This window comes from Bacillus cereus, from assembly GCF_015071065.1.
Taxonomy (GTDB): Bacteria; Bacillota; Bacilli; order Bacillales; family Bacillaceae_G; genus Bacillus_A; species Bacillus_A cereus_BA.
Genome location: NZ_VOVA01000003.1, coordinates 246,629 through 271,404, shown reverse-complemented (window position 1 = coordinate 271,404; position 24,776 = coordinate 246,629). Strand labels below are relative to the sequence as shown.

The following is a 24,776-nucleotide window of genomic DNA, read 5'->3' as shown; positions in this document are numbered from 1 at the left end:
GAATGCTCAGGATGATATATCCTTGGGCATTTTTATTTTTCAAAAGATATATTTGGATAGAGAAAGTGAGGGATTAAGCTGGAAAATATACAAATTAAACAGATTGAAGATTTGTTTAAATATGAGATCAATCATCTTGTTATGGGAAGTAAAGAAGAAGGATTTAACTTCCTAATAAAATTAATAAATGAATATGAAAGTAAAAGAAATACATTTAGTAAAACGGGCGAATGTTTATATGGCGTTTTTCGAGGTGATACGTTAATTGGAATCGGGGGATTAAATCAAGATCCGTATACGAAAGATAATAAGATTGGCCGATTAAGAAGGTTTTACATTGCAAAAGATTACCGGCGGAAAGGATTAGGAAGGTTACTGTTAGGGAGAATTTTAAGCGATGCAAAAACCTATTTTACTATTGTTGTCTTACATACAGATACAGAACAGGGGGATCAATTTTATACTTCGAGTGGATTTGTGAAAGGGACAATGTATGTAGGAACGAGCCATTATCTAAATTTAGATAAAAGGATGTAGTGAATTATTATTTACCCTCCAATAAGAACGTTTGTTCCTCTATGTGTGGATTAATGGTATAATTTATCTAAATCTAATATTAGAATGGGGATTAGATGATGGGAGAAAATAAAATTATTAATGATTTTAAAGATTATGCAATTTGGATAACCACATTGAAAGATATGAAAGAAGAATTGTGGACAGTGCCAATATCAGAGGGGAAATGGACTGTTGGTGAGATTGTATCTCATATTATGAATTGGGATGACTATCTTTTACGTGAGACATTATCATCAGTGAGAGATGGACAGGGAATGGAGTTCCCTGACTTTGATACATATAATAAACTAGCCTCTACTTATGCAAAATCAGGTATCTCTAAGATAAAACTTATTGAAGAAGCGCAAGCTAAAAGAGAGTTACTTGTAAAAGAGCTTAGCTTACTGTCTACTGGAAAGTTAAAGAAACATGTAACTGCCAATGGAGTATTGTATTGTCCGCATACCGGCATGCCATATTCTCTTATATATATTATTAGTGAATTTGTAGATCACGATAACCATCACAAAAGGCAGATTATTAATTTCTTAAGTGAAAACCATACTCAAAAATCTTCATTTTAACTGATAAAGAAAGATCCCACGAATGATATCATGGGATCTTTCTTTTAGTAATTATAATTTAACATTCATTTGTTTCAATAACCCCTTCGGATCACCTTTTACATAATAAAAATGCGGATTATTCTCATCATCGTAAAGCATAATGTAAGGTTTTTCATTAAGTGGAAGAAGGATGAGTACTTCATCGATTGTTGTATGTAACCATTGATTTGTAATAGAAACAGGTTTCGATAATGGGATTTTTATCATATGACCATCTTTCGGAACGACATTTAAGTTTTTAAATGGACCAGTAATTGATTTTGCAAATTGAACAGCTTTTTTTTGAATGGTTGCATCTAAAGATTGTTTTTTGACCACCATTTCTTTTTTGCAATCAAATACTTCAATTTGTTTATTTGTATTTGCGAACGTATTTGTTGATAATAAAAAGAAAAACAGAGTAATGACTCCTATTTTTTTGAACATGAAACAACACCTCACACTTACTATACCCTCAAATGTTGTAAATATTTTTCTGTCACATTCATGTAACAAAGAAGTTGTATGATAAAATTGATATTTGTTTATAGGTAACGGAGGAAATGTAATGAAAGTATTAATCGCAGATGATGAACAAGATATGCTAAAAATTTTAAAAGCATATTTTGAAAAAGAAGGCTTCGAAGTTTTATTAGCAAAGGATGGAGAGGAAGCACTTCAAATATTTTACGATGAGAAAATTGACTTAGCTATTTTAGATTGGATGATGCCGAAAAATAGTGGTATTACTGTCTGTCAGGAGATAAAAAAGAATTCAAGTGTGAAAGTATTAATGCTTACGGCGAAAAGTGAAAGTGAAGACGAATTAGCAGCTCTTCAAAGCGGGGCAGATGAGTACGTGAAAAAACCATTTCACCCAGGGGTGCTAATAACCCGAGCGAAAAAGCTTGTGCAGCATGAAGATGTTATTCAAGTTCAAGATGTAAAAATAGATTTCACCAAAAATAAAGTATATAAAAATGAGAAAGAATTAGACATTACAAAGACAGAATTACAATTAATAAAGTGCTTTTTAAATCATAAAGGAACGATTTTAACGCGGAAAAAGTTGTTAGATATCGTCTGGGGATTTGATTATTTTGGGGAAGAGCGAACGGTTGATACGCATGTAAGAAGGTTGCGTAAAAAAATAGGAGAAAATATTATAAAGACACATCGTGGTTTAGGATACAGTTTGGAGGAAGAGTGTGAATAAGCTCGGTAAAAAGTTATTTTTCAGCATCTCTTTAACAGTCATCCTTATTTTTTCCATCTCTTTATTATTAATTAACTATTTTTTTCCAAAATATAATGTGCACAAAACACGTGAAAGCTTAGAAGGCATTACAGCGCAAATACAGTCGATACCGCGTGAAGAACTTGATGATGCTATAAATCGCATTGAGAATGAAGGTAATGTTACGATTGCTTATACATCAATAAATAGTTCAGAAGATGCTATTAATGAAGAATTACGCATGCAACTTACAAAAAAGAGGGTTGCACTAAATAAACTTTGGATTACAAAAGAAGAAATTACGAAAGTGAAGAACCTCGGACAATCGAATAAAATATATGATCAAGAAAAGATAAAATCTAGTTTTTTTGCGAAATACATTGCGAAAGATGATATGTTGATTTTAGTAGGAGTTTCTATCGCACATTCCAATGAGGTAATTAAAACGCTTAACTCATTTTATTTATACATTTTGGGGTTCTCACTATTTCTTATTATCGTGCTCGTCTGGATTTTTTCAAAAACAATCACTACACCACTGAATGAATTGAGTGATGTCGCAGAAGATATTTCACGTCTGAAATTTAAACGGACGAAAGTTAAAACGAATGATGAAATAGGTGATTTAGCAAATAGTATAAACATTATGAGTGATAAATTACATGAAGCACATCAAGATTTAACAGATCGAAATGACCACTTAAAACGATTTATGGGCGATGTAACTCATGAATTAAAAACACCAATCGCATTAGTGAAAGCATATTCTATAGGAATAAAAGATGGTTTAGATGATGGCACATATGTTGATACAATCATTAAACAAACAGATCAAATTTCAAATTTAATTGAAGAGTTATTGCGATTTTCTAAACTAGAAAGAGATATTTTACAAAAAGAAGAATTCCCTATTGAACCACTAGTCCAAAGTATAATAGATAAGCATAAGATTGAACTGGAGTCGAAAGAAATCAATTTACAAGTGAACTATAATGCTGGTGACGCGATTGTTTATGCTGATTTAAATAAAATGAGAATGGTCTTTCAAAATTTAATTTCTAATGCGATAAAATATACAACGAATCAAAATATAAAAATCACATTAGAAGAGAAAAATGACATTGTGTATTTTCAAATTCAAAATGGTATTGCCGCTGAGGGAATTAAAGAGATAAATAAAATTTGGGAACCTTTTTACGTATTAGAATCTTCACGTAGTAAAGAAAAATCAGGTACTGGATTAGGACTAGCGATAGTAAAAAGTATTTTAGAAAGGCATGGATTTGAATACCGGGTTTCGGTAGTAGATGGGGAAATACAATTTTATATGTATATAGAGAGGAACTAATTGTTATTAGTTCCTTTTCTATTATCTTAAAAGATTTGAATGTTTTACAAATTTCTCAATTTTTTACGCAAAATATAAACTGAATTTTCAGTGATTTTATTGTATAGTAAAAGAAGGAAGATATGGGGAGGGAAGGGCATGAAGAAAAAGAAAATAGCAATTACACTATCGACTATATTATCTTTAACAATTACTTCAGGAGTTTCTAGTATGACTGTACATGCAGAAAATAAAGAAGGGACCTCTGTAAAAGAGAATGGTGTTAAGTTAAATGGACAAGTTTCAGAAGCTTTAACTCTAAATACGAAAATTCAGTTGGAAAATGGGATGACGAAACCAATCTATTCACTTGATGAAGCCATTGTAGAAGATCTATTTGTTGAGACAGAAGTTGATAGTGATCGAGATGGTAAAAAAGATCGTGTATCAGTAAAGGTTATGCGTCCAAAGACGAATCCAGATGTGAAAGTTCCTGTTATTTATGAAATGAGTCCATATCGAGCTGGTTTAAAAGATGTTCCTGTTTATAATGTTGATGAAGAATTGTATGCGTATGAAGGAAAACCGTATGGGGCAGTTAATCTTGGATCGTATGGAAATTATTACGTTCCGAGAGGATATGCAGTCATTTTAGGCGAAAGTATCGGAACTGGAAAATCAGATGGATGTCCGACAACTGGAGATGAGCAAGAAATACTTGGGACGAAGTCTGTCATTGATTGGGTAAATGGGCGTGCGAAAGCATATACAGAGGATGGTAAGGAAGTAAATGCAAATTGGTCTTCGGGAAATGTAGGAATGACAGGAGTTTCTTATAATGGTACGTTACCGAATGCTGTCGCAACGACTGGAGTTGAAGGGTTAAAAACAATTATTCCAATCGCAGCAATTAGTAGTTGGTATGATTATTATCGTGCAAATGGAGCAGTAATTGCGCCAGGAGGTTATCAAGGAGAAGATACAGATAATATGGCTGAAGCAGTACTAACAAGAAAGAACCCTGAAGTTTGCGGACAAATCATTAAAGAACTAACAGCTGGACAAGATCGTAAAACAGGTGATTATAACGATTTTTGGGATAAACGTAACTATGTAAAAGATGTTAAGAATGTGAAGGCTAGTGTGTTTGTTGTTCACGGTTTAAATGATTGGAATGTAAAAACGAAGCAATTCGCACAGTGGTGGGAAGCTCTTGGTGAAAATAATGTTCCTCGTAAAATGTGGTTACATCAAGGGGGACATGGAGGGACAACAAGTAATAACTGGCAGCAAACGCAAAATAAATGGTTCGATTATTGGTTATATGGAATTGAAAATGGAATTATGGATGAACCGATGGTAGATGTACAACGTGAAAATAAAACGTGGCAAAAAATAAAAAATTGGCCAGATCCAGCGGCTGTACCATCAAAAGTTCGTATGTATTTAAATAATAAAGCAATCAACTTGCCATTAAGTATGGGATCAGTAAACAATGTTTTCTCATTAGTAGATGATGCTAAAATAAAGTCAAATCAACTAGTAGAAAACCGAGAGTTAGAAGTAGCGAATCGATTAGTATATACAATGCCTATACTGCAAAAAGATATGCGAATAAGTGGCACGCCTAAGATTTCAATAACAGGAAATATTGATCGGTCTGTTTCAAATTTAACAGCTTTACTCGTTGATTACGGCGGAGCGAAGCCTGAAATTGTAACGAGAGGTTGGATGGATCCGCAAAACTTAAATAGTATAGAAAATTCAACAGCGATTCAACCTGGTAAAGATTATACATTTACATGGGACATGCAGCCAGATGATTACGTATTTAAAGCAGGAAATCAAATAGGAGTCGTCTTAATCGCAAGTGATTATAATTATACAATTAGACCGAAAGCAGGAACAAAGCTTACGGTGAAATTGAGTGAAGTGACATTGCCGATTGTGAAATAAAGGTTTGTTTATGAGAGGAATGAGCTAGGAGAGCTTACTAAGGTAAGCTCTTTTATATTGAGTGGATTTATTTACTGGTGTTTTATAAATAAATGCTTCTGTTAGTTTTCATTACTTTTAGAGACAAAATTTGAGTACTATACTTAAATTTTGTTACACTTTCATTGTCCAAGCATTCTCCTAATAACCACATATACTATTTATATTAAGGCCAGTCACTATTATAAAGAGGACTGTTATTTTAATATAAACGACACTTTAGGGAGGTAAGGGGAATAAATTTGGAAGACGAAGAACAAGGAAGAATTGAAAATCAAGTGTATTCAAATCGGGTAGTAAGATCAGAATTTGATAAGCATTGGGAAACTTGTATTTCCAAAAGTGGTTATGTAATCTATGTAGCGACAAGTGACCATGCTGAAGTAATAGTGCTACTTTCAGATGGTTCAAGTAAATTATTAATCTTCGAAAAAGGCGGTAAAGTAGTAGTAGGTGGCGGTGGAACGAGTCATTACAGCAAACCACATATTGCAAGAAATATTTAAGGTAGAGCATGTTAATTGAGAAGACGCTGGTAGCCTTATAGCCTTTAATTTATATTTGGAAATAAGCATCCTAAAGTAAGTTTTTGTTTTAGATTCTGGCGTTTTTTGTAACAAAAATAAGATGAAAAAGATCTTTAACGTATAAAGGTCTTTTTTGTTTTATTCACAAATAAAATTAATGGAGGTGAGCTAATAATGAAAAATATTGGAGTAACCTATGTCCTTTCGGGAGTTCTCCTATTCGGCCTTACATATATAACTTCCGCAATTTACGCGGGTTCATTAGAAATTTGGGATAGAGCAAGCGGGAAATTCTTTACTGCATTTTATGAAATTCATGGCACAACTTTATCGATAATTTCAATTTGTTTTATAATAGTGGGGATATACTGTATACATAAAAATGGTCAGCCTTTCATGTACTATACATGAAAGGCTGACCATTTTTATGTATTGAAGGAGTCTTTTTAGAAGAATTTCAATTTTTAGATTGATAGTTAAAAATGTAACTACTTATGTATAATTAAAATCATTTCGTCAAATGAATGTCACATAAAAGTCTTATAGTGTATGTAGAAAGTGAAACATACACAAAGCAGGAGATGGAATGATGAAAAAAGCGCTACAATATATATTCATATTACTTACGTTATTTACTTTAAGTTATGTAATTTATACTAACTATGAAAAACAGAAAGAGATTAAAAATAATAAACAAGTAATTAGTGAGATTGCAAAGAGGTATGGTATTCCAGATTGGATACCATTATCTATTGCTGATCATGAAACGAAGTTTAATCGAAAAGCGATAGGGGACAACGGAACATCTTTCGGATTATTCCAATTACATCGTGGTGGATTAGCACCAGCACAATTATCGGAAGAGAGCTTAATGGATTCACAAATAAATGCAACAATAGCAATCTCTAACATGGTTAAATCATATGAACGCGGTGTGAAAAAAGGATTGAAGGATTGGGATTTACTTAAATATGTTGCTAATACATCAGGATGGCCAGGGAACTTAGGAGGAGACTGGACGGATAATAATACGAAATATAATATAGGGCTAGAACAATCATATCAATTATATAAATAAGAGAGATACATATAAAAAGGCATTTCCAATTTGGGGAAATGTCTTTTTATATGTTATAGTGTAATAGTGTTCAAAAAAGTATGTTATCTCGATATATCTTTAATTTTATTGTGTATTATTTTTATATTAAATAATCACTAAAATCATTTTTTTATATAAGGAGCAAGAATAGGGAATATGAAAAATGTAGATTTTATACTAGAAAGTGACGAAACATTAAAACCGTCAGAACGATTAGTACTGTTATTATTAGAGAAGCATAGAATGTTATATACGAACGATCTATTAGCTCTTTCGAATTTATCATATAAAACATTAACGGATGCACTAACAGCGCTCGTTTTAAAGTCTTATGTACTGAAAGATACAGGTAAGGGAAGAAGACAGAATTGTTATAGATTAGTATGATAAGACTGCTGACTATAAACATTTTGTGTATGTTTTTTTCAATTGTAAGGTAAATCGCATTATTTGTTTTCAAACGAAAAAAGTTATTATGAAGCATGCATATATATTTCAATTTCATTTTTGTTATTATATTTTTCTGGTAATCGAAATAAGAAAATATAATAAGCTTCACAAAAAAGAAATAAAAAAACAATCCGTTTAAAAGTGGATTGTTTTTTTATTGGAATAATATTATTTGATAAATGGAAAGCATTAATGTTTATTCTACTTCACTTGTATACTTTTCAGGTAATAATTCCATTACGTTACATTTTACAAGTTCACCATTATAAGAAAGTATAACTTTCGTATTTTTTCCGTAATCACTAATTAATTCTCGACACATACCACATGGAGCAACAACCCAACATTTTTCTATATTTTCATGAGGGTGTGGGTGAGCAACTGCTACAATGGTATCAAATTCATGATCACCTTCTGAAATAGATTTTCCAATTGCCATTGCTTCACCGCATACTGTTATTCTTCCAACATTCGCTTCAACATGTACTGCTGCATACACATTACCCGTTTTGGTTCGTACAGCTGAACCGATATGATGACGACCGTATTTATAGTTTTTTTCGATTACTTTTTCAGCAGCTCTAATTAAATCATAGTCTTCAGTGTTTAAAGGCATTACTTGTAACATAGTCTCTCTCCCTTATTAAGCATAATACGACCGTTTTAACAGAAAATTTTAATATTTAAAATAAATAATGAAGTTTACCCATTATTATCAATAAAATAATCAAATAACATTATTATGTAAACTATTAATTTTAAAAGGAAAATATAATAATTAACAGAACATATAGAAAGGGATACTCAAATAGTTTGAAAACTGGGGGATTATTATGAAACATTTACAATCAATATCACAAGCTGTCATAAGCGGTGACAAGGAAAAAGTAGCGGAATTTATAAAGATTGATCCAAGTGTTGCTAACGAAATTAGTGAAGATGGCTGGACACCGCTTCATTTAGCAGCTTATTTTGGGCAGAAAGAAATAGCAAGTTTCCTTTTAGAACATGGAGCAGATATACATATTAGAGCAGAGAACGACAATGAAAATACGCCACTTCAAGCAGCAATTGCGAACGAACAAAGCGAGCTTGTAGCTTTCTTAATTGAAAAGGGATCAGATGTGAATGCAGTGCAAAGTGGTGGCTGGACAGGACTTCATGAAGCTGCATTATTAGGAAATGAAGAAATCATTACATTGCTTCTTGAAAATGGGGCGCATAAAGCGAATAAGAAAAATGATGGAAAAACAGCGTACGATATTGCATTAGAGAAAGGGCATGAGCATCTTTTTCATCATTTGCAGGGGGAAGTAAGTTTATGATTAATCGCTGGAATGTAGGGGTTTTTCTATTTAATGAAGTGGAAGTTTTAGATTTTGCAGGGCCGTTTGAAGTTTTTTCCGTTACTACAACGAATGGTGAACAACCATTTACTGTACATACCGTTAGCCAAGACGGGGAAATGATTACAGCGAGAAATGGATTAATGGTACAACCGGATTATAGTATTGAAAACTTACCTCCAGTTGATATTTTAATTATTCCTGGTGGATTAGGTGTTAGAGAAAACGAAGTGGAAAATGAAATTATAATAAGTTGGATTCGTCAGCAAATGAAAGAAGTGAAGTTAATGGCTTCTGTTTGTACTGGAGCGCTTTTGTTAGCGGAAGCAGGTTTACTTGAGGAAAAACAAGCGACAACACATTGGGCTAGTATTGAAAACTTTAGAAATGATTTTCCGAATATTGAAGTATTAGAAAATATAAAGTTTGTAGATGAGGGGTATATTATTACGTCTGGTGGAATTTCAGCCGGAATTAACATGTCATTTCATATTGTGAAAAACTTGTTGGGTGCTGAGGTTGCTGAAGAAACAGCGAAGAGAATGGAATATGATATTGATTTAAAATATTAAAAGTAAAACAAGACCAGTAGTTGGATATTTCCAGCTGCTGGTCTTGTTTTATATTGACTGAATATACGCTAATTCCCCATCTGTAAGGATTGGACGGGTAGTCGCATCTGCATTTTCTTTCGCTTGTTTTTCTGTTTTTGCGCCAGGAATTGCGACCGATACTGCTGGATGGGAGAGGACGTAGCGAAGTGCAAGTTGTCCTAATGTCTGATTTTCATTTGAGAGTAATCTTAATTTTTCTATTTTTTGTAAATCTTCTTGAAACCACTTTTCTTTTGGCCATTCTTTGCGTAAATCTCCGTCAGGAAAAGTTGTTTTATTTGTAAACTTTCCAGTTAATATCCCCATTTTTAAAGGTCCGCGTATAACAGCTCCTAAATTGTTCTCTTGTAGGTAGGGCAGTATGTCGTTTTCTGGTTTTCGGTTTAATATGTTGTAATCAAGTTGCACAACATCAATTTCATCGTTTTTATTGAAGTGTTTTATATATTGTAGGTCGTGAGTTGAAACACCAACAGCTCTTACTTTTCCGTCCTGTTTTAATATTTCAAATGCGCGTAAGAATGCTTCTGTTTCTTCTTGTTTATCCCACCAAATGTGACAGAAATAAACATCAATATAATCTGTTTCTAGGCGCAGTAAGCTAGTTTCAAATACTGCGATCACTTTTTCGGCAGTATTATAAACAGGCTCTCCACTTGGATCATAGTGATGCCCAATTAAACCGCCTTTCGTTGATAAAACGATATTATTACGGTACTCTCTTATCGCTTGAGTTACTAACCTTTCACTATGTCCTAATCCGTATACATCAGCAGTATCAATAAAGTTTACACCGCATTCAATTGCTTTCTTCATAGCGATTATAGATTGTTTGTCGTTAACAGGACCCCATTCATCGCCGCCAATCGCCCACGCTCCAAAGCCAATTTCAGAAACAGTAATTCCAGTTTTACCTAATGTACGGTAGTGCATCATTTTTCCTCCTTGTAAGCATGTTATAACATCGATATGCAAAGGGAAAATTTATGTGTGTAAAAATGTTTTCTACAATTGAGGAAAAAGAATAACATAAACTACTATTTTATAGCAGCATAAATAAAAATTCTCATTTTAAATACAGAGATGTCGTCGAACGCTATCTCTAATTGGTTAATTTGTGAGATTTTTTTGTGAAGGTGCTTATTTTATAAGAATAGAATTTAAGTTAATAAGAGATCGTGCCTATGGTAGTGAAAAAATATGGGTTAGGGGGATTTGAAAATGAGGAAACTCAAAAGAATAAATATTCCTAATATACCAGAGCAACTATCACAGCCTAACGACAATCGAACTATAAATAAGAAGAAGTTAAGGCGTTTTATTTTCATGTTCATTTTTATTGCTGCGACTACTTTGTACGTTCAATATATTTTAACGAAACAACAAGAAGTAATTAATGGCAAAAAAAATACAATAACGAATCAAAAGAAACAATTAGTTTCTTTAAAGAAAGATCAAGGTTCTTTAAAGACTAACATTGAGAATTTAACCGATAATGAAGAAGAGATTTTAAAGTTTGCGAGAAAAGAGTATCAATTTTCTAAGTCAAACGAAACAATATTCGTATTGCCAAAGTGAAGTGGTGGAACAGTTAGCGATAGCTAACTGTTTTTTGATGTATGAGGGAAAAGGCATAGTACAAGGAGCAATGATATATTGTGAAAATGAGAAGTTTGAGCCATTTTTAATTGTTTTAAGAAATTTTCATAATTATGGAATATATGTCAAAATAAATATTGTTAAAATTCTGTCAATTGTATATAATACAAGATAAGCGGATACATTTTTTAATCAACGTTGAGTTAACAGCTTATACGTCTGTTAAGAAAACCGTTATCCTCGTATAAGAAAGGAAGATAGCTGTGTACGCTTCAAATACAATTTACGTCGTAGGGGATGCGAAAGCACCTCAAAATAATCCCATTACCGAAAAGTACAAAAGTTATTTTATAGCATTTGTACTTGAGAAGGATACAGGGGAAATTGTAGATGCAGATTGCTCAGCGACAATTGCATTAACATCTCAATTTGTTAAATATTTGTTTCTACATAAAAATATTAATGACCCAGCGTTAGTAACAGAAATAAAAAATCGATATTTCGGTTCGTCTCAAAAGGCGCTACTTGTAGCGCTAAAGGATGCGCAGAAAAAATATAATCAGATTGCTGCTTTGTCTACCCATTCATAGACGAAATCCAGCCGTAAGAATCTTCTTATGGCTGGATTTTTTTGTTCCGCATTAATGGGCAGGATTTAGCCTCCTGTGGATTAAAGTTTCACTCTATAGACAACGAAAGGATGAACAAAATGAAAATTACCGACGTGAAGGTAAATCGCCGACATGTAAAGCTTCATACACCGTTTAAAACAGCGCTTCGTACCGTAACGGAAATTGAAAGCATCGATGTGTTTATTCATACAGATGAAGGAATTGTTGGAAAAGGAGCAGCTGCAGCAACGCCGGTTATTACAGGTGATTTTGCCAACGGGATTGAGGAAGCAATATTAGGACCAATGCGTTCTGTATTAGTTGAAAAAGATGTACTGCAATTTCAAACGTTATTGTTACACATTCAAATGAGCTGTATAGGAAATACAAGTGCGAAAGCGGCGGTAGATATGGCTTTATATGATGTATATTGTCAATTTCACAACATACCGTTATACGCATTACTGGGTGGAAAGAAAGAGATTTATACTGATATTACAGTAAGTGTGGATGAACCTTTATTAATGGCAAAAGAAGCGAAAAAGCATATCGAGAAGGGATTCCAAACATTAAAAATTAAGGTGGGTAAAGAGGCGCATTTAGATTTGGAACGCATAGAGGCAATTCGAAATGTGGTCCCAAAGAATACGACGTTACGTTTAGATGCAAATCAAGGGTGGAAACCGAAAGAAGCGGTTTCTATTATTAGAGAAATGGAGAATAGAAATTTAAATATAGAATTTGTAGAACAACCAGTTCATGCGAAAGATTGGGATGGATTAAAATACGTGAAAGATAATGTACAAACGCCTATTATGGCAGATGAAAGTATGTTTTCAGCGGGTGACGCATTAAAGATTGTCCAAGGAGGATATGCAGACTTGCTTAATATTAAATTAATGAAATGCGGTGGTATTCGAGAAGCCTGGAAAATTGCGGATATTGCGGAAGCAGCAGGTGTGAAATGTATGGTTGGAAGTATGATGGAATCTTCACTCTCAGTTAGCGCTGTTTCACATTTAGCTGCGGCTCATCCGAACATTCATTACTTTGATCTTGATGCACCGCTATGGTTAGTAGAAGAGCCAGAAGGAATGACTTACACTGGCCCAAAGGTAAACCTGCATTCTGCAGTGAATATACAATCTTAGAAGTAGTATCTAGCAAACTATTTTTTAAGGGGGATATATATGAAAAAAATAGGGACTGCATTATTAACAACATTATTCATTTTTTCATCTTTCACAGCGGCAAATGCCGAAGAGAAAAAAGATAAGAAAGCATTTATTGATGTGGCAGCTGCGACGTTATGGACCGCACCAGATTCGCTTCGGCCAATCGATGAACCAAGTGCGACAAATCCTGTTGATTTATGGAAGTGGACGAAATCAATGACGCTTGATGAGAAGCTTTGGTTAACGAGTGCAAATAAATTAGAAACGCAAGCGCTACTCGGTCAAGAAGTAACGGTCATTGATAAAAAAGGTGATTGGGTAAAAGTACTAGTGCACGGACAACCAACGCCGCGAAATGAAGAAGGGTACCCAGGGTGGATGCCTGAAAAACAATTAACGTATAATCAAGAATTTGTAGATAAAACAAACGAACCTTTCGTATTAATAACGAAACCGACAGCCATTTTATATATTAACCCTTCTGAAAAACATAAATCGCTTGAGGTTAGCTATAATACGCGATTACCGCTACTAAGTGAAGATACGATTTCATACCGCGTATTATTGCCAAATGGTCAGAAGGCGTGGCTACGGAAAAATGATGGAACTGTTTACCGTTCTCAAAATGATATTCCGACTCCAACAGCTGATGATTTAATAAACACAGGAAAAATGTTTTTAGGTTTGCCATATATATGGGCTGGTACAAGTGGTTTTGGATTTGATTGCTCTGGATTTACACATACGATTTATAAATCGCATGGCATTACAATTCCACGCGATTCTGGTCCGCAATCAAAAGCTGGAATTGCGGTTGATAAAGAAAACCTACAAAAGGGCGATTTAATATTCTTTGCACATAATCAAGGAAAAGGTAGTGTTCATCACGTTGCCATGTATATTGGTGATGGAAATATGATTCACTCTCCAAAGGCTGAAAGATCGGTAGAAATTATACCGCTAAATACACCAGGATATATAGAAGAATACGCTGGTGCTCGTCGTTACTTACCTTAAAAAAGATAGGGGGGCTTTATATGAAAAAGGTTGTTCGCTACTCATTAGTTAGTACTCTATTGGTATCTTCATTTTTAGTAGGCTGTGCCAAAGAAAAAACAGCTACAAAGCCGAAAGATGAGAAGAAAGTATTGCAGCTACTAGAAACGGGTGAAATTCCATCATTAAATTCAGGGAAAGTAACAGATGCGGTATCGTTTAACGTTTTGAATAATGTAATGGAAGGATTATTCCGTTTATCGAAAAATGATGAAGTGATCCAGGCTGGGGCACAGAAATATGAAGTGAGTAAAGACGGAAAGACTTATACATTCCACTTGCGTGATGCGAAATGGTCTAACGGTGATCCAGTAACAGCTCATGATTACGTATATGCTTGGAAGCAACTTATAAATCCAGATACAGCCTCTCAATATGCATATATCGCGTACGATGTGAAAAATGCGGAAAAGATAAATAAGAAACAATTAGGATTAGAAGAATTAGGTGTGAAAGCAAAGGATGATAAAACGTTTGTTGTTGAGTTAGAACATCCAGTACCGTATTTTACGAAACTACTTATTTTACCGTCTTTCTATCCAATTAATGAAAAGTTTGCGAAAGAGCAAGGTGATAAATACGGGTTAGAGGCGAATAAAGCGATATATAATGGGCCGTTTACATTATCAGAGTGGAAGCACGAAGCAAGTTTTACAATGAAGAAAAATGATAAGTATTGGGATAAAAAAGAAGTAAAGTTAGATGAAGTAAACTATCAAATTGTTAAAGAAATTTCAACTGCGGTAAATTTATATGAAACAGATAAAGTAGATAGAGCTGTCATTTCTACAGAATTCGTAGATAAATATAAAAATAATAAAGAACTGAAACAATATACAGATCCAGTTATGTATTTCTTCCGTTTCAATGAAAATGTACCGATTCTTAAAAATAAAAACGCCCGTCTTGCATTAAGCACAGTTTTTGATAAGAAGGGTCTCGCAACTTCATTTTTAAATGATGGTTCCGTTGCTGCGAACTATTACGTACCAAAAGGGTTTTTAAAAGGGCCAGATAAGAAAGATTTTAGAAGTGCGGCAGGTGAGTTTAATAAGACTGATGTAAAACAAGCGAAGGAATATTGGGAAAAGGCGAAGCAAGAGACAGGCACAAATGAAGTGACGTTAGAACTATTAAACTATGACTTAGAGAACTTTAAAAAAGTAGGAGAGTATATTAAAGAACAACTTGAGAAAAACTTACCAGGGTTAAAAGTAAATGTGAAATTACAACCACATACTCAAAAACTAGCGTTAGAGAAGAAGAAAGAATATGAAATGTCGTTATCACGCTGGTTACCTGATTATCCAGATCCAATGACATACTTAGAAGTATTCCTTTCAGGAAGTACTGTCAATAATACAGGATATGCAAATCCAGAATACGATGCATTAATTAAGAAGATTAAAACAGATTTAGGTAATGATGAAAAAGCTCGTTGGAAGGCATTGCAAGATGCTGAAAAAGTACTCCTTGATGATGCAGTAATCGCACCAGTATTCCAGCGCGGACTATCTTACTTACAAAAGCCTTACGTGAAAGATTTATACGTACATCAATTTGGTCCAGGAACAAGCTTGAAATGGGCGGATGTACAAAAATAAAGTGAGAGAACAAACAGACTTCACATATGTGGTAGTCTGTTTGTTCTTATTTAAAGCAGAATGATAGTTCATGCTTATAATTTATTAGTCTGTAAACAGTATTAGGAGAGGGGTTATGTCTGTATTTGCAATACATACGAAAAGGTCATTCGTGAGGAGACCGAATGTAAAAAAGGTTAATCATAACGGACGTTTATTATCATATTTTGAATATCCTACAGCTCTAAATGAGTTATAGACATTTTATATGTTTTTTCATCGCTTAAAAATAAAATTATTACATAAATTCCAGTGTGAAATTTATGTAGAATCTTGTATAATTAACATGTTTCTTTGGAAACATTTTCTTGTGCTATTTATATAGGACTTAATAGAACAAGGAAGGAAATACATACATGTAAAATAATAGATAAATAGAATGGAACATGTATAGAGAAAAAGGAGAACAATGATGACGTGTCAAAAACAAGGGTTACAATTTAATAGTAATAGAAAGAGGAATAAATGATGAAGATGAAGCATGCTTTTGGTCCACTTATTTTAGCGTGTCTACTTTTTTTCATTGTACTGCTTATCCCTTCTAAAAGTTTAGTATCACTTATTAGCGATAAGAAGGTTGAAGATGCGGCAACTTCCTTACAAAAGGAGAAATTACAAAGTGTTTTCTTACAACAGAAAATGTTAGAGAATTCTCATTATTTACCGATGTACGGCTCATCAGAATTTTTACGAATGGATGCATATCATCCTTCTAATTATTTCAAAGTAAATCCAGCAGGCTTTACACCATTTCTAATTGGGACTGGTGGCACGCAAAGTTTGGCTCATATATTAAATATGACGTCTACAATGGATGAATTAGAAGGGAAAAAAGTAGTGTTTGTTCTTTCACCGCAGTGGTTTACAAAGAGTGGTGTACAGGAAGGGGATTTTACAAATAATTTCTCCAAACAACAAGCATATCATTTTATTTTTAATGATGAAATAAATCTTGAAATGAAGAAGAAAATCGCGAAACGTTTACTAGATTATAAAGTTGTTCGTAAAGATGCGATATTAAGTAGTTCGCTAGAAAGTATTGTATATAATGATACAAAACATAATATAAAAGCGGGACTAGCTAAACCACTAGCGTATATGTACCGAAATATTTTAGATCATAGAGATTTATTTAACTCTCTATTTAAGATCGAACCGATGAAAGAGAAAAAGAATATGGGACTACGTTCAGTTTCTTGGGAAGAGGCACGTAAGCATGCAGAACAAGAAGGTAAAGCGGAATCTACAACAAATACATTCGGAATTGAAAATCCGTATTACTATAAAAATAATTTAAAGAAAAAATTAAAAGGTTTAAAAAACTTTAGAGCGAATGAAACGTATGATGATTCACCGGAATATGATGACTTACAAATTGTATTAGATCTATTCAAAGAAAAAAATGTAAAACCACTCTTTATTTCTGTACCTGTAAATGGACCGTGGTATGATTACACTGGATTCCCGAAAGAACGCCGTGATGTGTATTATAATAAGGTTCGCGAGCAAGTTGAAAAAGCAGGATACCCAGTAGTCGATTTCTCTAGCCATGAGTATGATAAGTATTTCTTAAAAGATACAATTCATTTAGGTTGGAAAGGCTGGATCTATTTTGATGAAGCAGTGCAGAAGTTTTACTCTGAAAAATAATGTATTAAAAAACAGGAATGGCGATAAAGCCGTTCCTGTTTTTTAATACAAAGGATCTTGGTGCGGGCAATTTGGAAAGGCGTGTATATCTTGAATTTTTCTAAAGTCATAATGTTTCATGGCGAACTGAGCTTGGTAAAGGTATTCATAAACAAATAATTGATTATTTTGAACGCCACATAAAACGCCGGAAGTCCCTTGCCCATTAATGAGAGAAATACCAACAGGGCGTCCGATTAAGTATGGTATTTTTTGTTGCCAATGCATAGGGGAATCACTCCTTTTGAGTTACTATACGAAGGAATAGTTTTAATTGTTGCTTATCCAGGAAAATCTTAAACTGGAGGGTTTTAATGTAATATCTAGAAGTTACTAATATGAATGAATTATAAGTGTAGAAGAGGAATGGATTATGGAGAAAGAATGTATTCTAGAAAAAAAGTTAAGTTTAATAGAATGGTGTCAAACATTGAAGTTTATGTCTAGTGATGTATGGTTTCAACCTTTTAGAAAAGGTTCATGGGGAATTGCGGATGTCATTTCACATTTTATCGTTTGGGATGAGTTTTTAATGAAATATAGAATCTTGTATTTTATAAGCTCGCAATATGTACCTGATGTTCCAACAGATGTGGAAGAAATGAACAAGAGTGCAATGAGATATGCGAGGTCTGGTATTTCAAAAGAAGAACTAATAGATCAGTTTATATCCACCCGTAAACAATTAGTTGATCAAATTAATCAAATTCCTGCCCAAAATTTTAATGGTGACTACCAATTCGGCACGAAAAGAGTGAGATTAAACAATTATTTTTCATCACTCATTCAACATGATTTAAAACATACAGAAGAAATTATGCAATTCCTAAAACTTAGCGAAGCTCATAGTAAAAACCGCTATAATTCTAAATGAATTTATAGCGGTTTGATTAAAAATTTAAGCAAGCTTTTTGCGTTTCTTTGACCATTTTTTTATTGCGAAATATAAAATAATAAGAACAACCCCGCCAATAGCGAAAGATTTCACATATGGTCCAGCAACGTCATTTATATTACCCCAGTTTTCTCCAAGTTTTTCACCTAAATAAATGAAAATGATAGACCAAGGAATAATCGCAAGTCCTGTTAATGTAATGAAACGTAAAAGCGGCATTTTTGTAATCCCGGCAGGAATTGATATCGCATGACGAACGACAGGAATGAAACGTGCTGTGAAAATTACGCCAGTTCCGTAACGGTTAAACCAGTCTTCAGCAGCATCAATTTGTTTTTTATGAATGAAAATATACTTTCCGTACCGTTCTAATACAGGGCGACCACCGTATCGTCCAATCCAATAAATAAAGACTTGGGCAATGATTCCACCAATTGTACCGAATATAACTGCGCCTATAAATGAGATACTTCCATTTGATACTAAGTATCCTGCATAAGCTAGGACAATCTCACTTGGGATAATTTCAATCATAAGTCCGAGCATAATGCCCCAATAACCTAATCCTTCAAAAAATGTTAATACTGAATGAATAAAACTACTTAACATTGTTGCACCTTCTAGTTCATAAATTTTCAATTACATGTCATTTTTATTTAACAACATAAAAAGTTCATCATATGTAAATTATACCTTATTTAATGAACATATTGCCATTTTAATACTTTTCATCTCTCATATTTATAATAAAGGATGTAAATTGAGTTTTCATGAAGGGAGAATGAAAGGAGTATTAAAAATTTCTCATTTTATCTATATTAAAGATAGGTGAAGGTTTTGATTTTTTGTCGTAGTATCGATATTCTTTGTTGAATCGCTGACATATCTTCATTCACATGGATATAATTTCATCTGTTCTAATGACAAAAAGAGGGGCCATAATCTATGGCTCCTCTTTTACGGCTTCACATCTAAATTTTGTAAAAATAACGTTGCTGAAACGTAACGTTTTGCAAGCATCTGTACATATGCGGTATGTACAGATAGGGTGGCGATAATAATAGCGTTACGAATTGCTTCGCGTTGTTCGTTATTAATTTGATCGAACTTACTTGCTATTTTATCAGCCTTTTCTTTTACGATATTTTCGATCGTATGAATTGTATCTGTAGCATTTAGTTGTAAGCAATTCCCTTGATTCAGTTCTTCAAATAAAGAAGAATAAGCTACATATAAATGAAGAGGGTTAATTAAATCATCACTTCGATCGGCCGGGTCATTTACGATGAGTCGTAATAGTTTGCGAATAGATTCAAAATCAAGCGCTGTTTTTAAATCTTCGACAATGAATAGTAATGCTGCTTGTTCGATTGAGTATTTCTTCCCTTTTTGAGGGGAGCCAATCATTTCTTTTATATCTCGTTTCACCCAGTTTTGCATAGCAGTTACAGAGAAGCTCGTATTTTCAATCTGATTGCCAAGCGCAACTATTTCATTTAAAGAAAAACCGACATCCGTATCGTCAATCTTAATCAATTTTTCAAAAATAGGTGAAAGTGCGGTTGTAATAAAAGCAGTAACGCTTTGTCCGCTTTCAATATCTTTTTTATGTGACTTTGCCCAAGCTTCTTGTAAAATGCCGAGAGGCTTCTTCGTATTCCATCCTCTTAGTGATAGAAGGAGCGTTGCCATTTCGTTTCGTGTGAGATGAAATGTTTCCATCTTTTCACCTCCAAAATTATAAAAAGTTCTTATGAACTTATAATATGTTTTGTTTCATTTAAAGTCAATTCCGTTTTGCTTAATTTTTCCTATGTCATGAAATTGTCGTAAGTAAATAATGCTTGCATATTTCGACAAAAGTTCATATAATAAGTTCATAAGAACCTTTAAAATGGTTTTAAAACAAATCTATCATTCTGAATTTACTAGAAAGGTAGATTTCACATATATCTATATAAAAGGAGAATGGATATAATATGTTGAAAAAACTTGTAGCAGTAATGACAGCATTCATGGTTATCTTTGGGGCTAGTAGCTTTATGTTCGTAGATCATGCGGCAGCGAAAAGTTACAAATCTGGTAAAAAATCATATACACCAAGTTCAGGTCAAAAGTCAAAAGTTGATTTAAACAAAAAAGATTCTAATGTGAATTCACAAAAAACGACAACTGATTCAAAAACAAAAGCAACAAACACAGCGCCAAAAAGTAATAAAGGTGGCTTTATGAAAGGCTTATTACTAGGTGGTCTTGGTGGTTTACTAATGGGTAGCTTATTTGCAAATATGGGAGCACTTGGTTCTGTATTAGCGTTTATGGTAAATATGTTAGTAATGGCTGGTATCGTAATGTTAGCAATTCGTGCATTTAAATACTTCAAAGATCAACGTAAGAAAAAGGCAGATGAAGTAGCATGGAAACAATAAAAATTTCTGAACAAGAGCTTATAAATGCGCTTTGTATATATATCGCTGAAAAAAGACAAGTTGGTCCAGAAGAAGTTTCAGTTGAACTAATGTATGATGATGACTACGGTTTCTCTGCAGAAGTAGAGGTAAATGGTCGCCAGCAAATTTTAATTCAAGCAAACTTAATCGAAGCACTACGCTTGTTGCTTGATCGAGAATACAACGTCAATTCATTTGCAGCAAGATTACAACTTGAATTAGATGATGAAGAAGGCATTTACGCATTAGCGAAATTTAATAACTCGGACGAGTAGTGAAAAGAGCTGTTGAGAGTAATCTCAGCAGCTCTTTTTAGTATGTGCATATGTAGAAGAAGAATCACGCCAAATCTCATTCATCTTCCGTCTACCAACATTAACCATCGGATTAAACTGAATTGCAGCTTGTTGACGCACGGTGTGGACGTTTTGAATTGCTTGTTGTAAGTGTTGTTCAACCGAATTAGATTTTTTATTTGCTTGTTTCACGATTGAATATCCAGCAACAGTACCTTGCGCCATCGCGATTTTTCCGCTTTCAATGCCAGTAATATTTCCAGCAACAAATAAACCTGGAAGTGAGGTTTCCATTTCTTCTGAATGAAGTGGGACATGCCCGCCAAGTTCAGGAATGTAATGGAACGGACAACCAGCAACAGCCGCAAGCTCAGCAAGCGGATATAACCCTCCGGCAATACAAACGAAGTCAGCCTCATATATCTTTTCTGATCCAGTAATAATATTTCCTTTAGAATCAATATTAGCAACACGAACACCTTCAACTTGATCTGTACCGATAATTTCAAGTGCAGCTTTACGAAGATGAAGCGGCGTCCCGTTTATTTTCATGCCGCTATTTGGATAAAATGTTAATCCAGCTTTTCGAATCCAATCATATTTCATAAAACGGCTACCTATACGCAAAAAAGCAGATGGGGCGAGGTGAGCCGCATTTAAGAGTGAGTTTAAAACTTCTTCTGGTTCACCGGCCTTTTGGCTTAACTCGCTTTTTTCAGGGAGTACAATATGATCCACTGTAATTCCAGCTAATTGCAATTCGTTTAAAATGGCGAATGACAAAATGTTAGCACCAATAATGATTCCTTTTTTCCCAACTTGAACCCGGTGAACATTTGTCATAACTTGAGCTGCTCCAATTGACATAACTCCTGGAAGTGTCCAGCCAGGAAGGGGAATAGAATACTCAGCAGCCCCAGTAGCAATTAGTACGAACGGTGCTTCTAATGTACCGATATTTGTATGTACGAACCAAGAACTTGCATCTTTATCTAAATTATAGACGGAAACACCGCATCGAATATCGACTGAAAGTGATTTTGCTTCTTCGTGAAGGCGTTTTGATTCTTCTATTCCGTTCCACCATTCGCCAGTAGGCTCTTGATGTAACTGTCCTAACAACCTCCCACCCGGCTTCATAAATTCATCAATAACAAGTACGTTAAGTCCAAAACGTGCACAAGAGATGGAAGCTGATAATCCTGCTGGTCCCGCACCAATAATAATTACATCGATCATCGCTTTTTCACCATCTCTCTCACGATATTTGGATGCTGTTTTCCGCTTTCAACAACCATATCGTTTTCAACTACAGTTAAGCAAGCTCGTACGTTCGTTTGATTGTTTACAGTCACGCGGCATTCAGAACAATGCCCGATATTACAATAAATACCTCGCGGAGTTCCGCTATCTTCATGCACTCTTAACGTTCTTATTCCGTTTGCAAGTAAAGCGGCCGCTATCGTTTCATGTTCATATGCTTCATATTGTTGATTGTTAAATTGAAAAGTGATGCGCTGACTAGTATTTAAACTACCTAAAATAGGGTGATGTGTAATTCTACTCATTGATTGTCACCTACCGCTCCAAAAGTAACTGCACGCACTGGTGGTTGATATTTTAATGGAATTTCATTTTTGGATGCGTTAGGATTCGCACTTTCTACCATTCGTTCTATCGTCATTCTACATGTTCTTCCGCCGCAAAAACCCATACCAGCACGCGTTCTTAATTTTAATTCGCGAGCTGAGCAATTATATTCAGCAATTGTCGATTGAAGTTGTCCGTATGTAACTTCTTCACAACGACAAACAATTAAGTTTTCTTTATTCGTCATATGTATTCCTCCTCTAGTTCGGTTTGCACAAATTATGATGCAAAAACTATGCCAATATAGAGGAGGAGAGGGAATTAGTGTAATCCAAGTCTTTTTAAACGGTTATATAAAGTGGCCCTCGTTACGCCAAGTTGTTTCGCGCATTCTAATTTATTATCATTTAAAATGCGTAAAGCTCTTTCAATGACCTTTTTTTCATGCTCATCCATCTCTTCTTGTAAAGGGAGAATCGTGTTGTTGTTGCTGAGTAAAAGAGAATGAGATGTTTCGTTCTCTGAAGTATCATTTGTATGGAATGGTAAATATTCTTGTTTTATAATGCCATCTGTCGCAAATACGACGAGTCTTTCAACTACGTTGCGGAGCTCGCGAATATTACCAGGCCAATTGTAATGAAGCAGTTCATGCATAATGCTTGAAGGTAAGTCGCGAATAGGCCTGTTATAGTTTATTGAAAAATCATTTAAGAAGGAATAGGTTAATTCGATAATATCCTCTCGTCTTTCGCGTAGTGGCGGAATATGCAAGCTTACTACGTTTAAGCGATAGTATAAATCTTCTCGGAACGTTCCTTTTCTCATTTCTTCTTGTAAATCACGATTTGTAGCAGCGATAATGCGGAAATCAATATGTATTTCTTTTTCTCCACCAACTCGGTAATACTTTCGTTCTTGCAGTACACGCAAAAGTTTCACTTGCATATCGAGCGGCATTTCGCCTATCTCATCGAGGAATAAAGTACCACCTTGTGCAAGTTCTATTTTACCTTTTTTACCTTTACTATTTGCACCAGAAAACGCCCCGCGTTCATACCCGAATAATTCACTTTCAAATAACGCTTCTGGAATTGCGCCGCAGTTGATCGAGATGAAAGGTGCGTTTGCTGTTTCACTTGCTTCGTGTATTGCTTTCGCAAATACTTCTTTTCCAACCCCACTTTCTCCGAGTATTAAAACTGTTGATTTCACTGAACAAACCTTTCTAGCTAATTGAATAGTCCTTTGTATGACTGGGCTTTTTCCATTCATCGCATGAAAAGGATCGGATGTATCTTTATACTTGGCCACTTCTTGCTCTAAGCGATGTACTTCATGCGACATATTAAATAATTTCTCATTCAAAACAACTTGATTTGTAACATCCGTTTCAGAAACGACTGCTCCTATAATTTTATCGTTACAATAAACAGGATTTGAATTAATTAATACGAACAAATCAAGGCGAGGCTGATGGAACTGAGCTATTATACTTTTTCCGTCATGTAATGATTGTAAAATTTCTAAATCTTTATAATCAAAAAAACGTGTAATGGGTTGTCCGATAATTTCATTATGGTTGACTGAAAAGATTTTTTGAGCGCCATCTGTCCAAGTACGAACGCATTCTTTATCATCAATGACGGTAACAGAAGAATCAGACGTTTGAATAACAGTGTTATAAAAAGCTTGTAGTTCATTGTAAGACTTATAAAGAAACGGAATCATTTGCTGAGCAGTTATACAACATATCGGCTCTAGATTTTCGTTCATAATAACGACCGCAGAATGGTTAGAAAAAGCTTCGATTAACGTAGTGAAAGAGTCATCTTCATAAATAACTATGCAACTGTATTCTTCAGTAGATGAAGGAAGGTAATAAAAATTTTCACCTATCTGTTTCATGTGCTGAATGGTGCTTGTATGATCGATTGACAAAATCTTTATAAACTCTTTTATTGTTGGAAATGAAAATGCCATATTGTCCTCCTGTTATGTATAAAAATTTAGA

The 24,776-nt window shown here is 34.2% G+C and carries 31 protein-coding genes; 21 read left to right on the top strand and 10 right to left on the bottom strand.

What is annotated here, in order from left to right:
* Positions 1–141: 141 nt before the first annotated feature.
* Both FT637_RS12065 and FT637_RS12060 read left to right on the top strand, forming a co-directional pair.
* Positions 142–537 carry a GNAT family N-acetyltransferase gene (locus FT637_RS12065; RefSeq protein WP_413773228.1) on the top strand — a complete coding sequence of 132 codons (396 nt, stop codon included), beginning with the start codon at positions 142–144 and terminating at the stop codon, positions 535–537.
* Between the two features lie 98 nt (positions 538–635).
* On the top strand, positions 636–1,142 hold the full coding sequence (locus tag FT637_RS12060; RefSeq protein WP_193646500.1) for a DinB family protein: 507 nt from the start codon (positions 636–638) through the stop codon (positions 1,140–1,142).
* A gap of 51 nt (positions 1,143–1,193) precedes the next feature.
* On the opposite strand, the gene FT637_RS12055 is transcribed toward FT637_RS12060, so the two are convergent.
* The gene (locus FT637_RS12055) at positions 1,194–1,610 is read right to left on the bottom strand and encodes a hypothetical protein (protein ID WP_193646499.1); all 417 of its coding nucleotides are present in this window, start codon (positions 1,608–1,610) and stop codon (positions 1,194–1,196) included.
* Positions 1,611–1,731: 121 nt separating this feature from the next.
* Here FT637_RS12055 and FT637_RS12050 point away from each other — a divergent pair, with 121 nt between their 5' ends.
* From FT637_RS12050 to FT637_RS12020, 7 genes are all read left to right on the top strand, one after another.
* A complete protein-coding gene (locus FT637_RS12050) occupies positions 1,732–2,379 on the top strand; it encodes a response regulator transcription factor (RefSeq protein WP_193646498.1) in 648 nt (215 codons plus the stop codon).
* Positions 2,372–3,748, top strand: coding sequence for a sensor histidine kinase (locus FT637_RS12045; RefSeq protein WP_193646497.1), 1,377 nt, complete (start codon positions 2,372–2,374; stop codon positions 3,746–3,748). The genes FT637_RS12050 and FT637_RS12045 overlap by 8 nt, the downstream gene beginning before the upstream one ends.
* Before the next feature lie 138 nt (positions 3,749–3,886).
* A complete protein-coding gene (locus tag FT637_RS12040; RefSeq protein WP_193646496.1) occupies positions 3,887–5,683 on the top strand; it encodes a Xaa-Pro dipeptidyl-peptidase in 1,797 nt (598 codons plus the stop codon).
* A gap of 281 nt (positions 5,684–5,964) precedes the next feature.
* Positions 5,965–6,228, top strand: a complete 264-nt coding sequence (locus tag FT637_RS12035; protein ID WP_193646495.1) for a hypothetical protein — start codon at positions 5,965–5,967, stop codon at positions 6,226–6,228.
* Positions 6,229–6,423: 195 nt separating this feature from the next.
* Positions 6,424–6,660, top strand: coding sequence for a hypothetical protein (locus FT637_RS12030; RefSeq protein ID WP_193646494.1), 237 nt, complete (start codon positions 6,424–6,426; stop codon positions 6,658–6,660).
* Positions 6,661–6,835: 175 nt separating this feature from the next.
* Positions 6,836–7,327, top strand: coding sequence for a transglycosylase SLT domain-containing protein (locus FT637_RS12025; protein ID WP_193646493.1), 492 nt, complete (start codon positions 6,836–6,838; stop codon positions 7,325–7,327).
* A 177-nt stretch (positions 7,328–7,504) separates the two neighbouring features.
* Positions 7,505–7,735: a hypothetical protein gene (locus tag FT637_RS12020; RefSeq protein ID WP_193646492.1), complete on the top strand. Its 231-nt coding sequence runs from the start codon at positions 7,505–7,507 to the stop codon at positions 7,733–7,735.
* A 259-nt stretch (positions 7,736–7,994) separates the two neighbouring features.
* On the opposite strand, the gene FT637_RS12015 is transcribed toward FT637_RS12020, so the two are convergent.
* Complete coding sequence (locus tag FT637_RS12015) at positions 7,995–8,426, bottom strand: cytidine deaminase (RefSeq protein WP_193646491.1); 432 nt, start codon at positions 8,424–8,426, stop codon at positions 7,995–7,997.
* Between the two features lie 205 nt (positions 8,427–8,631).
* On the opposite strand from FT637_RS12015, the gene FT637_RS12010 reads away from it, so the two are divergent.
* On the top strand, positions 8,632–9,123 hold the full coding sequence (locus FT637_RS12010; RefSeq protein ID WP_193646490.1) for an ankyrin repeat domain-containing protein: 492 nt from the start codon (positions 8,632–8,634) through the stop codon (positions 9,121–9,123).
* Positions 9,120–9,716: a DJ-1/PfpI family protein gene (locus FT637_RS12005; protein ID WP_193646489.1), complete on the top strand. Its 597-nt coding sequence runs from the start codon at positions 9,120–9,122 to the stop codon at positions 9,714–9,716. Before FT637_RS12010 ends, FT637_RS12005 begins: the two co-directional genes overlap by 4 nt.
* Before the next feature lie 48 nt (positions 9,717–9,764).
* On the opposite strand, the gene FT637_RS12000 is transcribed toward FT637_RS12005, so the two are convergent.
* Positions 9,765–10,691 (bottom strand): aldo/keto reductase, encoded by a 927-nt coding sequence (locus FT637_RS12000; RefSeq protein ID WP_193646488.1) that lies wholly within the window; start codon positions 10,689–10,691, stop codon positions 9,765–9,767.
* 288 nt (positions 10,692–10,979) lie between these two features.
* On the opposite strand from FT637_RS12000, the gene FT637_RS11995 reads away from it, so the two are divergent.
* The 7 genes from FT637_RS11995 to dltD all read left to right on the top strand — a co-directional run bounded on the left by FT637_RS11995 (position 10,980) and on the right by dltD (position 17,492).
* On the top strand, positions 10,980–11,336 hold the full coding sequence (locus FT637_RS11995; RefSeq protein WP_193646487.1) for an FtsB family cell division protein: 357 nt from the start codon (positions 10,980–10,982) through the stop codon (positions 11,334–11,336).
* Positions 11,275–11,532, top strand: coding sequence for a hypothetical protein (locus tag FT637_RS30460; protein WP_319805948.1), 258 nt, complete (start codon positions 11,275–11,277; stop codon positions 11,530–11,532). Before FT637_RS11995 ends, FT637_RS30460 begins: the two co-directional genes overlap by 62 nt.
* An 88-nt stretch (positions 11,533–11,620) precedes the next feature.
* Positions 11,621–11,947: a DUF3870 domain-containing protein gene (locus FT637_RS11990; RefSeq protein ID WP_193646486.1), complete on the top strand. Its 327-nt coding sequence runs from the start codon at positions 11,621–11,623 to the stop codon at positions 11,945–11,947.
* A 110-nt stretch (positions 11,948–12,057) separates the two neighbouring features.
* Positions 12,058–13,119 carry a dipeptide epimerase gene (locus tag FT637_RS11985; protein ID WP_193646485.1) on the top strand — a complete coding sequence of 354 codons (1,062 nt, stop codon included), beginning with the start codon at positions 12,058–12,060 and terminating at the stop codon, positions 13,117–13,119.
* Positions 13,120–13,158: 39 nt separating this feature from the next.
* Positions 13,159–14,160 carry an NlpC/P60 family protein gene (locus tag FT637_RS11980; protein ID WP_193646484.1) on the top strand — a complete coding sequence of 334 codons (1,002 nt, stop codon included), beginning with the start codon at positions 13,159–13,161 and terminating at the stop codon, positions 14,158–14,160.
* A gap of 20 nt (positions 14,161–14,180) precedes the next feature.
* Entirely contained in the window at positions 14,181–15,803 is a 1,623-nt protein-coding gene (locus FT637_RS11975; RefSeq protein ID WP_193646483.1) for a peptide ABC transporter substrate-binding protein, read from the top strand.
* Positions 15,804–16,310: 507 nt separating this feature from the next.
* Positions 16,311–17,492, top strand: coding sequence for a D-alanyl-lipoteichoic acid biosynthesis protein DltD (dltD, locus tag FT637_RS11970; RefSeq protein ID WP_193646482.1), 1,182 nt, complete (start codon positions 16,311–16,313; stop codon positions 17,490–17,492).
* 42 nt (positions 17,493–17,534) lie between these two features.
* Here the strand turns inward: dltD and FT637_RS11965 are convergent, their stop codons facing one another.
* On the bottom strand, positions 17,535–17,759 hold the full coding sequence (locus FT637_RS11965) for a hypothetical protein (protein WP_193646481.1): 225 nt from the start codon (positions 17,757–17,759) through the stop codon (positions 17,535–17,537).
* Positions 17,760–17,904: 145 nt separating this feature from the next.
* Between FT637_RS11965 and FT637_RS11960 the strand changes: the two genes are divergently transcribed.
* A complete protein-coding gene (locus FT637_RS11960) occupies positions 17,905–18,405 on the top strand; it encodes a DinB family protein (RefSeq protein WP_193646480.1) in 501 nt (166 codons plus the stop codon).
* A gap of 24 nt (positions 18,406–18,429) precedes the next feature.
* Here the strand turns inward: FT637_RS11960 and FT637_RS11955 are convergent, their stop codons facing one another.
* Positions 18,430–19,035, bottom strand: coding sequence for a DedA family protein (locus tag FT637_RS11955; RefSeq protein ID WP_193646707.1), 606 nt, complete (start codon positions 19,033–19,035; stop codon positions 18,430–18,432).
* Positions 19,036–19,383: 348 nt separating this feature from the next.
* The gene (locus FT637_RS11950; protein WP_113710029.1) at positions 19,384–20,148 is read right to left on the bottom strand and encodes a DUF1836 domain-containing protein; all 765 of its coding nucleotides are present in this window, start codon (positions 20,146–20,148) and stop codon (positions 19,384–19,386) included.
* Between the two features lie 257 nt (positions 20,149–20,405).
* Here FT637_RS11950 and FT637_RS11945 point away from each other — a divergent pair, with 257 nt between their 5' ends.
* On the top strand, positions 20,406–20,855 hold the full coding sequence (locus FT637_RS11945; RefSeq protein ID WP_193646479.1) for a hypothetical protein: 450 nt from the start codon (positions 20,406–20,408) through the stop codon (positions 20,853–20,855).
* The gene (locus FT637_RS11940) at positions 20,843–21,151 is read left to right on the top strand and encodes a YxcD family protein (protein ID WP_002110338.1); all 309 of its coding nucleotides are present in this window, start codon (positions 20,843–20,845) and stop codon (positions 21,149–21,151) included. Before FT637_RS11945 ends, FT637_RS11940 begins: the two co-directional genes overlap by 13 nt.
* A 24-nt stretch (positions 21,152–21,175) precedes the next feature.
* On the opposite strand, the gene FT637_RS11935 is transcribed toward FT637_RS11940, so the two are convergent.
* From FT637_RS11935 to FT637_RS11920, 4 genes are all read right to left on the bottom strand, one after another.
* Complete coding sequence (locus tag FT637_RS11935; RefSeq protein WP_193646478.1) at positions 21,176–22,411, bottom strand: NAD(P)/FAD-dependent oxidoreductase; 1,236 nt, start codon at positions 22,409–22,411, stop codon at positions 21,176–21,178.
* Positions 22,408–22,740 (bottom strand): (2Fe-2S)-binding protein, encoded by a 333-nt coding sequence (locus FT637_RS11930; RefSeq protein WP_193646477.1) that lies wholly within the window; start codon positions 22,738–22,740, stop codon positions 22,408–22,410. The genes FT637_RS11935 and FT637_RS11930 overlap by 4 nt, the downstream gene beginning before the upstream one ends.
* Positions 22,737–23,009, bottom strand: coding sequence for a (2Fe-2S)-binding protein (locus FT637_RS11925; protein WP_193646476.1), 273 nt, complete (start codon positions 23,007–23,009; stop codon positions 22,737–22,739). Before FT637_RS11925 ends, FT637_RS11930 begins: the two co-directional genes overlap by 4 nt.
* 74 nt (positions 23,010–23,083) lie before the next feature.
* Complete coding sequence (locus FT637_RS11920; RefSeq protein WP_193646475.1) at positions 23,084–24,745, bottom strand: sigma-54 interaction domain-containing protein; 1,662 nt, start codon at positions 24,743–24,745, stop codon at positions 23,084–23,086.
* Positions 24,746–24,776: the final 31 nt, after the last annotated feature.